The 12,934-nt window shown below is 68.2% G+C and carries 9 protein-coding genes; 1 reads left to right on the top strand and 8 read right to left on the bottom strand.

Features of this window, described 5'->3' with window-relative positions; genetic code table 11:
- Positions 1–101 precede the first annotated feature (101 nt).
- On the top strand, positions 102–1,076 hold the full coding sequence (locus BM272_RS07795; RefSeq protein ID WP_093428206.1) for an IS481 family transposase: 975 nt from the start codon (positions 102–104) through the stop codon (positions 1,074–1,076).
- On the opposite strand, the gene BM272_RS13570 is transcribed toward BM272_RS07795, so the two are convergent.
- The 8 genes from BM272_RS13570 to typA all read right to left on the bottom strand — a co-directional run bounded on the left by BM272_RS13570 (position 1,023) and on the right by typA (position 12,823).
- Positions 1,023–1,448, bottom strand: a complete 426-nt coding sequence (locus BM272_RS13570; protein ID WP_143613209.1) for a hypothetical protein — start codon at positions 1,446–1,448, stop codon at positions 1,023–1,025. The two genes, BM272_RS07795 and BM272_RS13570, sit on opposite strands and share 54 nt — an antisense overlap.
- A 98-nt stretch (positions 1,449–1,546) precedes the next feature.
- Positions 1,547–2,158 carry a HEPN domain-containing protein gene (locus BM272_RS07790; protein WP_205407777.1) on the bottom strand — a complete coding sequence of 204 codons (612 nt, stop codon included), beginning with the start codon at positions 2,156–2,158 and terminating at the stop codon, positions 1,547–1,549.
- A 628-nt stretch (positions 2,159–2,786) separates the two neighbouring features.
- Positions 2,787–5,834 carry an efflux RND transporter permease subunit gene (locus BM272_RS07785; RefSeq protein ID WP_093428220.1) on the bottom strand — a complete coding sequence of 1,016 codons (3,048 nt, stop codon included), beginning with the start codon at positions 5,832–5,834 and terminating at the stop codon, positions 2,787–2,789.
- Positions 5,835–5,869: 35 nt separating this feature from the next.
- On the bottom strand, positions 5,870–7,063 hold the full coding sequence (locus tag BM272_RS07780; protein WP_093428205.1) for an efflux RND transporter periplasmic adaptor subunit: 1,194 nt from the start codon (positions 7,061–7,063) through the stop codon (positions 5,870–5,872).
- On the bottom strand, positions 7,060–8,478 hold the full coding sequence (locus BM272_RS07775) for an efflux transporter outer membrane subunit (protein WP_159433042.1): 1,419 nt from the start codon (positions 8,476–8,478) through the stop codon (positions 7,060–7,062). Before BM272_RS07775 ends, BM272_RS07780 begins: the two co-directional genes overlap by 4 nt.
- A 191-nt stretch (positions 8,479–8,669) precedes the next feature.
- The gene (locus BM272_RS07770) at positions 8,670–8,873 is read right to left on the bottom strand and encodes a cold-shock protein (protein ID WP_093428203.1); all 204 of its coding nucleotides are present in this window, start codon (positions 8,871–8,873) and stop codon (positions 8,670–8,672) included.
- A gap of 188 nt (positions 8,874–9,061) precedes the next feature.
- A complete protein-coding gene (locus BM272_RS07765) occupies positions 9,062–10,990 on the bottom strand; it encodes an ABC-F family ATP-binding cassette domain-containing protein (protein ID WP_093428202.1) in 1,929 nt (642 codons plus the stop codon).
- 12 nt (positions 10,991–11,002) lie between these two features.
- Positions 11,003–12,823: a translational GTPase TypA gene (gene typA, locus BM272_RS07760; protein WP_093428201.1), complete on the bottom strand. Its 1,821-nt coding sequence runs from the start codon at positions 12,821–12,823 to the stop codon at positions 11,003–11,005.
- Positions 12,824–12,934 lie beyond the last annotated feature (111 nt).

Genomic DNA, 12,934 nt, shown 5'->3' with positions numbered 1-12,934 from the left:
TGTCATGTCCCCGACGATTGCATTGACCGCCGGCGCCGGGCACTGTTCACCAGTCGCGCCGTGATGCGGGACTTCCTGGACCAGCTACGGAGACGGGCCTGATGGACATCCGGTTGCACAAGAACGCGACCACCACGCCGGCCCGTCGGGCGGCCATCCAGGCCTCGGACAAGCCGGTCCGGGAGCTGGCCCGGGAGTTCGGGGTCTCCGAGGACACCATCCGCCGCTGGCGCAAACGAGAGACCACCGAAGACGGCTCGCATACGGCCCACCGGCTGCGTACGACCCTGACGCCGGAGCAGGAGGCGGTGGTGGTGGCCCTGCGCCGGACGCTGTGGCTGTCCCTGGAGGACATGCTCGCCGTCACCCGGGAGTTCCTCAACGAGAACGCCTCCCGCTCGGCGGTCCATCGGCTGCTCAAACGCCACGGGATCTCGACCATGCCCACCGAGGCGAAGCCGCGGCGGCCGTCCAAGCCCTTCCAGGCCTACGACCCGGGCTATCTGCATGTCGACGTGAAGTACCTCCCGCAGATGGCTGACGAGGACCGGCGGCGGTATCTGTTTGTCGCCATCGACCGGGCCACTCGCTGGGTGTTTGTGGACATCTGCGCTGACAAGAGCGCCTCGACGGCCCGGCGCTTCCTGCGCAAGCTGCACAAGGCCTGCCCGGTCCGTATCCGGACCCTGCTCACCGACAACGGCAAGGAGTTCACCGACCGGCTGTTCGGGGTGCGAGCCAAGGGCGCCTCCGGTGACCACGAGTTCGACCAGCTCTGCGAGGCCCTGGGCATCGAGCACCGGCTGACCCGGCCGAAAACGCCGCAGACCAACGGCATGGTGGAGCGTTTCAACGGCCGCATTAGCGAGGTCCTGGCGACGCACCACTTCGACAGCCGGGCCAGTCTGGAGCAGACGCTCAAGCGGTACGTGCATCTGTACAATCACCACCTACCGCAGAAGGCCCTGGACCACCAGCCGCCCATTCAGGCGATGAAAAGCTGGTACGCCGAGCGGCCCGATCTATTTCATCGAAAGCCACGGAATCACCCGGGACCCGACAGCTACACCGAGTGAAACAACCCGCTTATAGAAGGGGAGTTCCTCTGGACCAAATACTCCAGAGAAAATCAGGGAAAATTGAAGGCCATAAACAAACATTACCACCATCATAAGATAGAACCATCCAATCATGAACCACGCCATAACACGATTGTCTTTGGTCTTCCGGTCGTAGGGTGATTTGTTAGCTTCCTTGGCTTTGGCAGTTACGGTTGCAACTAGGCGCTTTACATCGCTCCACAACTGTTGCACTGGACGTGAATAGAACGAAGAAGCTGAAATGGCTACTGTGCTCATAAAAAAAATAATAACTACTGAGATTTCTGCAAACCAAGGCAATTTCGACCCTGAAAGCCTATCAAACACAAACTGGAAGACCTCTATCATAACAGTCTCTCTCCTTTAGTCCGCCCAACAATCGCCGTGAGCCGCGCACCAAGGAGCGCAGTGTATTGGGCCACCTAGGTCGACGGCGTTGTTAGCGCTCAATTGAGTCTGCGACGCCATGGCGACCCGCCTTCCGAGTTTTTTTGGATATGATCAGCCATAGCGTGGTCTGTATCGACCACCGCCGAAACGATTTTTGCACGATATTCTTCTAGATCGTTTATTCGTATGTATCCCGCATCTCTGCCACGGTGTGCAATATCTCCACGGACTCTAACAAAGTGATCAACCTGTTCCCGTCCGATAGACCAGACCCCAGAGAGTCCCCTTATACCTATAATGCGTTCAAATAACGGATCTATGCGAGTGCTTTTTGGTGTGTTCAAGCTATTAGCGCTTGAGGTCGCGTGGTGGTCATAGACAAGCTCCCAACCGTCACCGGATAGTTCTAATGGCTTCAGTTCATGCTTAGCTTCCTTTACGAGCTTTGCTAACTCTTTCTGCACTGGAAGTGGAAGGTCCCGTGGTGCATCTGTTCGCTGAATGAGGAAACGGGCGCTTTCGACTAATACTTCCTCAAGATATAACTCCCAGGCAGCGCACAACGTCAAGATACCACTTCTGGTGATATGACCGAGGCCCCTTCGGCCCATACCATCGTGGTTTAAATCACCGTGGCTAGATATTAGACGGTCGACGTCTTCCAGCATGTTTCGCTCAAATTTCTGCAAGGCGGCTGACGGCATGGAGATCTCGCTAACGATAAATGGGCGGCCCAAACGCCGCATAACACCCAGACTTGAAAAGCTCTCGACGCAGAATGAGACTGTAGATCAAAGCCTTTTGACGAAGACTAAGACCCTCTCGAGGGGCGTTATACAGCGGTTCGGTCGCATAAGCCCGCACCCGGGCCACGAAAAACGCCCTTTACGTCCGTTAATCGCACGTACCGGAGCCTCAGCGCCTGCGCAGGCTTCGCGTGGCTCACCACGAAGGGGCCGCGTCAGGGCAGCCGGCAACATGACTAGGCCGTACCCATCATGCCCCCGGCACCAGCGGGGGAGCGGGAGGGCTGGTGATGGGGCTTATGGACTGTCCGGGGTTCGGCCGGGCGAATGCCAGCGATTGCAGATTCGGGATGCGGGGTTTGGCGCGCGACTGTTCGTGGGCTACAGGCAGCGTCCATGGTGGCCTCCATCCTTGCTCCATCCGCCATGCCCCTGGTGGTTCGCAATTTCCATCCGCGAGGCGAGGTTGAACCGTGGATTCACGGTACCGCTCGGGGCCCACGGTCGCAATGGGAGATAGACCGCCCATCAAGGCGGCCATCGGCGGTTCTCAGTCGTTCTGGAACCCGGCGATTCGGCGCAGGTCCTCGACGATGGCGTAGAGGCTGGGGATGAGCAGCAGCAGGATGGCGGTGGCGAAGAGGATGCCGTAGCCCAGGGAGATGGCCATGGGGATCATGAAGCGGGCCTGGCGGGAGGTCTCGAAGATCATGGGGGCCAGGCCGCCGAAGGTGGTCAGGGTGGTGAGCATGATGGGGCGGAAGCGTCGTGCGCCAGCCTCGGTCACCGCCTCGATGGGGGAGACCCCCTCCCGCCGCCGGGCGTTGGCGTAGTCGATCATGACCAGGGCGTCGTTGACCACCACGCCGCCCAGGGCGATGACGCCCATGATGGAGATGATGCTCAGGTTGTAGCCCATGAGCAGGTGGCCGAGGATGGCGCCCACCACGCCGAAGGGGATGGCGGCCATGATGATGAGCGGCTGGATGTAGCTGCGGAAGGGGATGGCCAGCAGGGCGTAGATCACCAGCAGCACCAGGGTGACGCTGGTGAAGAAGCTGTTGATGGCGTCCCGCATGCTCTCCTGGCGCCCCTGGAAGCTCCAGGTCAGGCCCGGGTGGTCATCGGTGAGCGCCGGTAGGAGCTCCTGGCGGAGGGTATCCAGGACGCGCTGGGTCTCGCCGGGGGGATCCACATCGGCGGTGACGGTCACTGTCCGCCGGTGATCGCGCCGGGAGATGGTGGTATAGCCCCGGCCGCGCTCGATCTCGGCCACCTCGGTGAGCGGCACCCAGCCGCCATCCGGGATCCGGATGAGCATGTTCTCCACGTCCTCCACGCCGCGGCGCTCCGCCTCGGGCCGCCGTACCAGGACGCGGACCTCGTTGCGCCCGCGCAGGACGCGCAGGGCCTCGGCGCCGTAGAAGGCGTGGCGCACCTGATCGCCGATGTCGGCGGCGGTGAGGCCGAGGCTGCGGGCCGCCTCGGTGATGTCGATGTCGAACTGGCGCTTGCCGGGGGTATAGCCGTCGTCCACGTCGGTGGTCGGCCCCAGGGTCTCCAGCTCGTCCGCCAGCCGTTCACTGGCCTGCTCCAGCATGTCGATATTGGCGTGGGCGAGCTCCACGCTCACCGCCGGTCCGCCCCCGGGGCCGCCGCGGTCCGATTCGTAGCGGACCGATTCCACCCCGGGGATGGTGCCGGCCTCCTCCCGCCACAGCCGCACCACCTCGGCGGTGGAGATGGGCCGCTCCGCCGGGGGGCGCAGGTAGGCGGCGAGGCGGACCCGGTTCTCGTTGATGCTGGCGTAGACGCCGGTGGCCAGCTGGTCGCCGCCGTTGGCGTCGATGACCCGGTGGACGGCCTCCACCATGCGGTCGCGGACGGCCTCAGCGCGATGCATGGGGCTTCCCACCGGTAGCGTGACCGTCGCGTCGGCGCGGTTGCCCTCCACCTTGGGCATGAGGATGAAGCCCATCTTGCCGGAGACCGGCACGGCGAGGGTGACGACGAGGATCGCGAAGGCGGCCGCCGTAGTGACGTAGCGCCAGCGCACGGTAATCGCCAGCAGGGGGCGGTAGCGCCGATCGATGAAGCGGCGGAAGGCGTCGGAGAAGGCCTGCTGCCGCCGATGCAACGCCTCCCGGCTGCGGCGCTCGTCGCGGGTGTGGGCCAGGTGCGCCGGCAGGATGAACAGCGCCTCCACCCAGGAGATGGCGAAGACGGCGATGACCACCGTGGGGATCACCGCCCAGATCTGGCCGAAGGTCCCCGGGATGAAGAGCAGCGGGGCGAAGGCGACCATGTTGGTGAGGATGGAGAAGGTGATGGGGACGGCGATGTCCCGCGCCCCCTGCACCGCCGCCGGGATGAGGTCCATGCCGCGCTGGCGGTACTCGTAGATGTTCTCGCCGGCGACGATGGCGTCGTCCACCACGATGCCCAGGGCGACGATGAAGGCGAACATGGAGACCATGCTGATGGAGACATCCAGCGCCGGCAGGAAGAGGAAGGCGCCCAGGAAGGCGGTGGGGATCCCCACGGTCACCCAGAAGGCGAGCTTGAACTCCAGGAAGAGGGAGAGCAGCACCAGGACCAGCAGCAGCCCCAGAAAGCCGTTGGTGAGCAGCAGGTTCAGGCGCTGGGAGTAGACGTCGGAGTTGTCGTCCTCGATGGTGACGTCGATGCTCGCCGGGAGATCCGCCAGCACCCGCGGCATGGCCGCGTGGACCGCCTCGGAGACGGTGATGGGGGTCTGGTTCTCGACCCGGAAGACCTCCATGCCGATGGTCGGCTCGCCGTTGAAGATCGCCGCCCGGTCGATATTCTCGAAGCCCTCGCGGATGGTGGCGATATCCCCGAGCCGCACCGGGGCGCCGGCCGTCCCGGTGATCACCGGGATGCTCCCGAACTCCCGGGCCCACTCCCGCCGCTCGGTGACCCTCAGGAGGATCTCGCCGCCGCTGGTCTCCACGGAGCCGCCGGCGCGGTCCCGGGCGTAGTCGCGGACGGTCCCGGCCACCTGGCTGCGGGTGAGGCCGTGGGCCCGCAGCTCGCGCTCGGGGATCTCGATGTGGATCTGCAGGCCGCGTACGCCGTCCAGCTCGGCCTGGCTGACGCCGTCGCTGTCCAGCAGCCGGTCGCGGACCTGCTCGGCGGCCTGGCGCAGGGTCCAGGGGTCCACGTCGCCGTGGATCTGGATATCCATGACGTCCACGCGCCGGCTGGAGAGGCTGATCTCCGGCTGGTCGGCATCGGCGGGCAGGGTCGTGATCCGGCCCACCGCCTGCTGGACATCCTGGTAGACGGTCTGGCGGTCGGCGCCGGTGCGCACCTCCAGGGTCACGGTGCCGGAGCCCTCGGCCGCCGTGGCGCGGATCTCCTCTATGCCGTCCAGGCCGGAGACCGCCTCCTCCACCGGCAGGACCACGGCGCGCTCCACCTCTTCGGGGGTGGCCCCGGGGTAGGCGACGGAGACGGCGACGGTATCCAGCTGGAACTCGGGGAAGACCTGCTTCTGGATCTGCAGGCTCATGATGAGCCCGCCCACCAGCAGGGCGAGCATGAGCAGATTGGGGGCCACCCGGTGGCAGACCATCCACCGCAGCGGGCCGGGCGGGATCTCGCTGAGCTTCACGAGCCGGCGGCCTCCCCGTCCTCGCGCCGCAGGGCCATGCCCTCTACCGGTACCGAGAGGTCACTGGTGACCACCCGGTCGCCGGGGGTCAGCCCGCCGCGGACGAGGGCCATCCCGCCGCTGCGATGGAGGACCGCCACCTCGCGGATGGCCAGGGTGTCATCGGCCGCCATGACCCAGACCGTATTACCCTCGCGCAGCCAGCCGGCGTCCAGGCGATAGACGCCGTCGAGCTCGCGGCCGTGGATGGTCCCCTCCACAAAGCTGCCCAGGAGCAGGCGGGGGCCCGCCTCACCGGCGCGATCCAGGGGATCGGGGACGGCCACCAGCACCCGGGCGAGCCGGCCGCCCGCCTCCACGTCGGCGCGCACGCGGATCACCCGGCCCTCGCGGTAGCCATCATCAGTCCAGGAGGCATGCCGGATCCGGACGGTGGAGCCCGGGCGGTCCGGGCCCTGCGGCGCCTCGATCCAGCGCAGGCTCGACTGCGGCAGGGCCAGCTCCACCCACCACTCCTCGGTGCCCACCAGGCGCACCAGGTCGGTACCGGTGGTCGCCCGCGTCCCGCGGTCGACCATGCGCTCGGTCACCCGGGCATCGAAGGGGCTGCGCACGGTGGTCCGCGCCAGGTCCAGGCGCGCCTGATCGCGCTCGGCCTCGGCGCTCGCCACGGCGGCCTCCGCCGACTCTAGCTGGGGCAGGCGCAACATGAGCCGGCGCTGCTCGGGGCGGATGTCCTCCGGCGCGGCGCGCTGGAACTCCGCCTCCGCCACGGCCTGGCGACCGGCCTCCCGGTCGCGCTCGCTGCGCGCCTGGGTGAGTGCGCTCTCCGCCCGCTTGAGGGCCAGCTCGTAGTCGGCCGGGTCGATTCGGACCACGGTGTCCCCCTCGTCCAGGTGGCCGCCGGGCTCCACGCCCTCGCCCAGGGCCAGGACCTCGCCGCTCACCCGCGGGCGCAGGGTGACCTCCCGGGCCGGTGCCACCTCGCCGAAGGCCTCGATGCGCACCCGTTCCCGGCCCGGCTCCACCCGGGTGGTCTCCACCAGCCGCGGGGGCCGCTCGGTCGCGTCGCGCTCGGCGGTGGTGTCGGCCTGCATCATCCAGGCGGCGATGCCGCCGGCGCCGGCGAGGATCGCCACCACCGCGACGGCCGCCACCCAGCGCCGGGGGCCCGTGGGGGTCTCGCTCATGCCGCCTCCTCCTGTTCGTCCATCTCCCAGCCGCCGGCCAGGGCCCGCAGGAGCTGGATCCGATACTCCAGCCGCTGGCGCCGCGCCTCCAGCAGCGAGCGCTCGGCGGCGTGGACCCCGTCCTGGGCATCCAGCACCGCCAGGTGGTCGGCCTCGCCGAAGCGATAGCGCCGCTGCGTGTTCTCCAGCAGGGCGCGGGCGGCGTCGAGCTCGGCGGTCAGGTGGTCCACCCGCTCGGCCTCGCGCGCCTCCCGGGCCAGGGCATCCTCCACCTCGGCCACCGCCTCCAGCACTGCCTGACCGTAGTCTAGGGCGGCGGCCTCCGCCTCCGCCCGGGCGCGATCGACGTCCGCCCGGCGCTCGCCGCCATCGATGAGGGGGAGGGTGAGCTGGGCACCGAGGTTGATGAGCCAGGTGGCCACCATGGCGCTGGCCGACGGCGCCTCGCCGGTAAGCGAGGCCGAGAGATTCAGGCGCGGAAAGCGGCGGGCCACCGCCGCCGCGACGCTGGCATCGGCGGCGACCAGGTCGTGAAAGGCGCGCCGGAGGTCGGGCCGGCGCCGGACCAGTTCGGTCGGCAGGCCGGTCTCGGGGAGGGGGCCGAGGTTCGGAAGGCCATCCCCCTCGGGGGGCTCTAAGCGTATGGCCGGCTCGCCCAGGAGCACCGCCAGTTCGTGATCCAGCGTGGCCAGGCTGGCCCGGGCAGTGCTCACCTGGCCGCGCAGCGCCTCCAGGCTGCGGCGCTGGCGGTGGACATCGGCGATGGCCACCTGTCCCCGGCGATAACGGGTCTCGGTGAGCGCCAGCAGGTCCTCGGCGGTGGCGACCTGGCGCCGGAGGAGGTCCAGGCGGCGCTGCGCCTCCACCCGCCGATACCAGGTGGTGGCGACGTTGCCGGAGAGGCTCACCGCCGCCGCCTGCAGGTCCGCCCGCGCCGCGCCGATACTCGCGGTCGCCGCGGCCTGGCCGGCCCGCACCCGGCCCCAGAGGTCGACCTCGTAGCTCGCCGACAGGCCGGCGCTCACCGTCTCGGTGGCCCCGCTGCCCCGGGCCTGGTCCAGGTCGGTGCCGCGGCCCTGCTCCTGGATCCCGGCATTCGCCTCCACGGAGGGGATGAGCGGGGCGCCCTCCCGGCGCGCCACGGCGCGGGCGCGCTCCAGCCGGGCGCGGGTCGCCTCCAGCGAGAGGTTGCTGTCCAGGGCGCGCTCCACCAGCGCATCCAGGGCCGGATCCTCCAGGCTGCGCCACCAGCGCTGGGGCGCCTCGGCGACCCCGGCCTCGCTGAAGGAGTCGGGGAGTTCAGGGGTGTGGTCGGCGCGCTCCGGCGGTGTCACGGCGCAGCCACCCACCAGCAGGGCGAGCAGGGAGGCGAGGCCGGGCAGGAGCCGGTTCGGGCGCTGGGGAGGGGCGTTCACGGTCCGCTTCCTTGATCGTGGCGCGGGCCTCGTCGGCCCGGGATACAGCGGATTGGACGAGTCTTCCGGGGGGAAAGTTCAACGGTTGCTGCGTTCGGGAACTGTCCCTTCGTTTGGGAGGGTGTTCCACCCCCACAAACGAAGGAACCCCGCCCGGAGGCGGGGTTCCCACTTAGCGGGTCAAGCGGCGCCTATTCGGCGACGACGTTCGCCGCCTGAGGACCCTTCGGGCCCTCCTGGACTTCGAAGTCCACCTTCTGGCCCTCGGTCAGCGACCGGAAGCCGGAGCCCTGGATGGCGGAGAAGTGGACGAAGACGTCGCTCTCGCCGTTATCCCGGGCGATGAACCCGTAGCCCTTGGAATCGTTGAACCACTTGACGGTACCTGTAGCCATTTTCTGCTTACCTTGCTTACGTAGATTAAAAACCAGCGTACTGCCGGAAGGAGGGGCTAGGGGTTCGGGGCGAAAACACCGAGGGTGGGAACGTCCGTAAACTGACCTGCTGCCTTGCTCGCGCAGTACGACACCATGTATAGCAGCCGCCGGAGCACGATACAAGGAAAAGGGGCAAAAAAAGTTCGTCAGCCGGTACCGCCGCCGGCGGCCTCCACGGCCTCTCCGGCCGCCAGCCATTCCTCTTCCGCGTCCGCCAGCTTGCGGGCCAGTTCCCCCTCCCGGCGCTGGAGATCGGCGAGCTCGTCGGCGCGGGCCGGGTCGGTATAGAGCTCGGGCTCGGCCAGCGCCTGCTGGACCCGCTCCCGCTCCTCCCCGGCCTCGGTGAGCGCTCGCTCCGCCTTGCGCAGGCGGTTCTGCAGGGCCTTGAGATCGCCTCCCTTGCCGGCACCCTTGCCGTTGCCCTTGCCACCGCCCTTGCCCTTGCCCGGATCGGGCCCCGGAGCCTTGCCACCCCCGGCCGCCTTCTCGCTGCCGGCGGCCGGGGTGGCGAGGGATTCCCGCAGCCAGCGCCGGTAGTCCTCGAGATCCCCGTCGAAGGGGCGGACCTTCCCGCCGTGGACCAGCAGGAAGTCGTCCACGCTGTCGCGCAGCAGGTGGCGGTCGTGGGTGACCAGGACCACGGTGCCGGAGAACTCCTGCAGCGCCATGTCCAGGGCGTGGCGCATCTCCAGGTCCAGGTGGTTGGTGGGCTCGTCCAGCAGCAGGAGGTTGGGCCGGCGCCAGGCGATGAGCGCCAGGGCCAGCCGGGCGCGCTCGCCGCCGGAGAAGTTCACCACCGGGCTGGTGGCCATGTCCCCGACGAAGCCGAAGCCGCCCAGGAAGTCGCGGTAGCGCTGGTCGGTGGCGCCACCCTCCTGGCGCAGGTGCTCCAGGGGCGAGGCATCGGGATTGAGCGCCTCCAACTGGTGCTGGGCGAAGTAGCCCACCGCCAGGTGTTCCCCGGCGACGCGTTCGCCGTCCAGCAGGGTGCTGCCCTCGGCGATGGCGCGCACCAGGGTGGACTTGCCCGCCCCGTTGGGGCCGAGCAGGCCGATGCGCCGCTCCGGCAGGAGGGTGAGGTCGACACCGGAGAGGACCGGCGTCTCCGGATAACCCAGGGTCGCCTCCTTGATGGCCAGCAGCGGGTTGGAGCTGCGCTCGGAGGCCGGGAAGCTGAACCGGAAGGGCGAGTCGGCGTGGGCCGGGGCGATGGTCTCCATGCGCTCCAGCTCCTTGAGCCGGCTCTGGGCCTGCCGGGCCTTGCTCGCCTGGGCGCGGAAGCGGGCGACGAAGCGCTCGATCTCGGCCACCCGCTGCTGCTGCTTCTCGTACATCGCCTGGCGGCGGGCCATCTCCTCGGCACGCTGACGCTCGAACTCGCTGTAGCCGCCGTTGTAGAGGGTCAGCTCGCCGCCGTCGAAGTGGAGGATGTGGTCGCAGACGCTGTCCAGGAAGTCGCGATCGTGGGCCACCAGCAGCAGGGTGCCGGAGTAGCCGCGCAGCCACTGCTCCAGCCAGTCCACCGTCTCGAGATCCAGGTGGTTGGTGGGCTCGTCCAGCAGCAGGAAGTCGGAGGGCCGAATGAGGGCCCGGGCGAGGTTGAGCCGCATCCGCCAGCCGCCGGAGAAGGAACCCACCGGGGCCCCCATGGCGGTCTCGGAGAAGCCCAGCCCCGCCAGCAGCTGCTCGGCGCGGTTGCGGACCGTGTAGCCGTCGATGGCGTCGAGATCGGCGTAGAGGTGGGCCAGGCGGTGATCATCCCCGGCCGCCTCGGCGGCGGCGATGGCCTCCTGAATGGCCACCCACTCGAAGTGGCCGGCCAGGACATACTCCACCGCCGTCGCCTCCAGATCGGCGATCTCCTGGGCCATCCAGGCGATCCGGGCCCCGTCGGGGAGGGTGACCCGGCCGGCATCGGGGGAGAGTTCCCCCAGCAGCAGGGCAAAGAGGGAGGACTTGCCGCTGCCATTGCGGCCGACCACGCCCACCTTCCACCCGTCGTGGAGGGTGGCCGAGGCCCCCTGCAGCAGCGGCTCGGCCCCCCGGCGGAGTTCGACCTCCTCCAGGGCGAGCATAGGGATCCCCCGCTAGGCGGCCTTGGAGTTGCGCTGGCGCTTGCGCTCGTTCTCGGTGAGGAGCTTCTTGCGCAGCCGGATGCTCTCCGGCGTGACCTCCACCAGCTCGTCGTCCTCGATGAACTCCAGGGCCTGCTCCAGGGTCATGCGCACCGGCGGCACCAGGTCCAGGGCCTCGTCGGTCCCGGCGGAGCGCATGTTGTCGAGCTTCTTGGCCTTGGTGGGGTTCACCGTCATGTCGTCGGGCCGGGAGTTCCCGCCGATGATCATGCCCTCGTAGACCTCCACGCCGGAGTCGATGTAGAGGCGGCCGCGGTCCTGGAGGGTGAACAGGGAGTAGGCCAGCGCCTTGCCGGTGGCCATGGAGACCAGCACGCCGTGGTGGCGCGAGGAGCCGGCCTCCTCCTTGAGCGGACCGTAGTGGTCGAAGCGGCTGTTGAGGATGCCGCTACCGGAGGTCAGGGTCAGGAACTGGCCGCGGAAACCGATGAGGCCGCGAGAGGGGATGATGTAGTCCATGCGCACGCGGCCGTGGCCGTCGGGCTCCATGTTCTTCATGTCGCCCTTGCGCTGGCCCAGCTCTTCCATGACCGCGCCCTGGTGCTGCTCCTCCACGTCCACCATGAGGTCCTCGTAGGGCTCCTCGGGGCCGTTCTCGCCCTCGCGGACGATGACCTCGGGGCGGGAGACGCCCAGCTCGAAGCCCTCCCGGCGCATGCTCTCGATGAGCACGGAGAGGTGGAGTTCGCCGCGGCCGGAGACCTTGAACTTCTCCGCCTCCTCGCCCTGCTCCACGCGCAGGGCGACGTTGTGGACCAGCTCCCTCTCCAGCCGCTCCTTGATGTTGCGGCTGGTGACGTACTTGCCCTCGCGCCCGGCGAAGGGGGAGTCATTGACCTGGAAGGTCATGGAGACGGTGGGCTCGTCCACGGTGAGCGGCGGCCGCGCCTCCGGCTGGGCCGGGTCGCAGAGGGTATCGGAAATGAACAGGCCGTCGATGCCGGTGATGCCGATGATGTCCCCGGCCATGGCGGCGTCCGTCTCCACCCGCGCCAGACCCATGTGGGTCATGACCTTGCCCAGCTTGCCGCGCCGGGTATTGCCGTCGCGATCCACCACGGTGACCTGCTGGCCCGGCGAGGCCTGGCCGCGGGTGATCCGGCCGATGCCGATGACGCCCTGGTAGGTGGAGTAATCCAGGGCGGAGATCTGCATCTGCAGCGGCGAATCGGCGTCCACGTCCGGCGCCGGGACGTTGTCCACGATGGCGTGGAAGAGCGGCTCCATGGAGTCGGTGAGCGCCTCGGCGTCGGTGCCGGCGATACCGCTCAGGGCGGAGGCGTAGATCACGGGGAAGTCGAGCTGCTCGTCGCTGGCCCCCAGGGCGTCGAAGAGGTCGAAGACCTGCTCCACCGCCCGCTCGGGGTCCGCGCCGTCACGGTCGACCTTGTTCACCACCACGATGGGCTTCAGCCCCCAGGCGAAGGCCTTCTCGGTCACGAACCGGGTCTGCGGCATGGGGCCATCCACGGCGTCCACCAGCAGCAGCACCGAGTCCACCATGGACATGACCCGCTCCACCTCGCCACCGAAGTCGGCGTGGCCGGGGGTGTCCACGATGTTGATGCGGTACTCCCCCCACTCCAGGCCGGTGTTCTTGGAGAGGATGGTGATGCCGCGCTCGCGCTCCTGGTCGTTGGAGTCGAGGATGCGGTCGGAATCCTGGTCGCGCCGCTCCAGGGTATTGGACTGGCGCAGGAGCTGGTCGACCAGGGTGGTCTTGCCGTGGTCGACGTGGGCGACGATGGCGATGTTGCGGAGCTTGTCGATCAAGGGAACCTCGGAGGGTGATAACCGGTTAACCCGACCATGATACGCGAGTTTTTCTCCGCTTTCAGCCATCCCGACAGAACGGCAGAGTCGTTCCCGCGACGGCGGGAACCT

It is taken from the genome of Thiohalospira halophila DSM 15071 (assembly GCF_900112605.1).
Classification (GTDB): Bacteria; Pseudomonadota; Gammaproteobacteria; order Thiohalospirales; family Thiohalospiraceae; genus Thiohalospira; species Thiohalospira halophila.
This window is presented reverse-complemented; position numbering and strand designations above follow the sequence as displayed.

Excerpts from the sequence above, each read along its gene's own strand:
- BM272_RS07790 (WP_205407777.1), bottom strand. The coding sequence starts at position 2,158 with ATGCTGGAAGACGTCGACCGTCTAATATCTAGCCACGGTGATTTAAAC.
- BM272_RS07765 (WP_093428202.1), bottom strand. The coding sequence starts at position 10,990 with ATGCTCGCCCTGGAGGAGGTCGAACTCCGCCGGGGGGCCGAGCCGCTG.
- BM272_RS13570 (WP_143613209.1), bottom strand. The coding sequence starts at position 1,448 with ATGATAGAGGTCTTCCAGTTTGTGTTTGATAGGCTTTCAGGGTCGAAA.
- BM272_RS07785 (WP_093428220.1), bottom strand. The coding sequence starts at position 5,834 with ATGGTCTGCCACCGGGTGGCCCCCAATCTGCTCATGCTCGCCCTGCTG.
- BM272_RS07795 (WP_093428206.1), top strand. The coding sequence starts at position 102 with ATGGACATCCGGTTGCACAAGAACGCGACCACCACGCCGGCCCGTCGG.
- BM272_RS07780 (WP_093428205.1), bottom strand. The coding sequence starts at position 7,063 with ATGAGCGAGACCCCCACGGGCCCCCGGCGCTGGGTGGCGGCCGTCGCG.
- BM272_RS07770 (WP_093428203.1), bottom strand. The coding sequence starts at position 8,873 with ATGGCTACAGGTACCGTCAAGTGGTTCAACGATTCCAAGGGCTACGGG.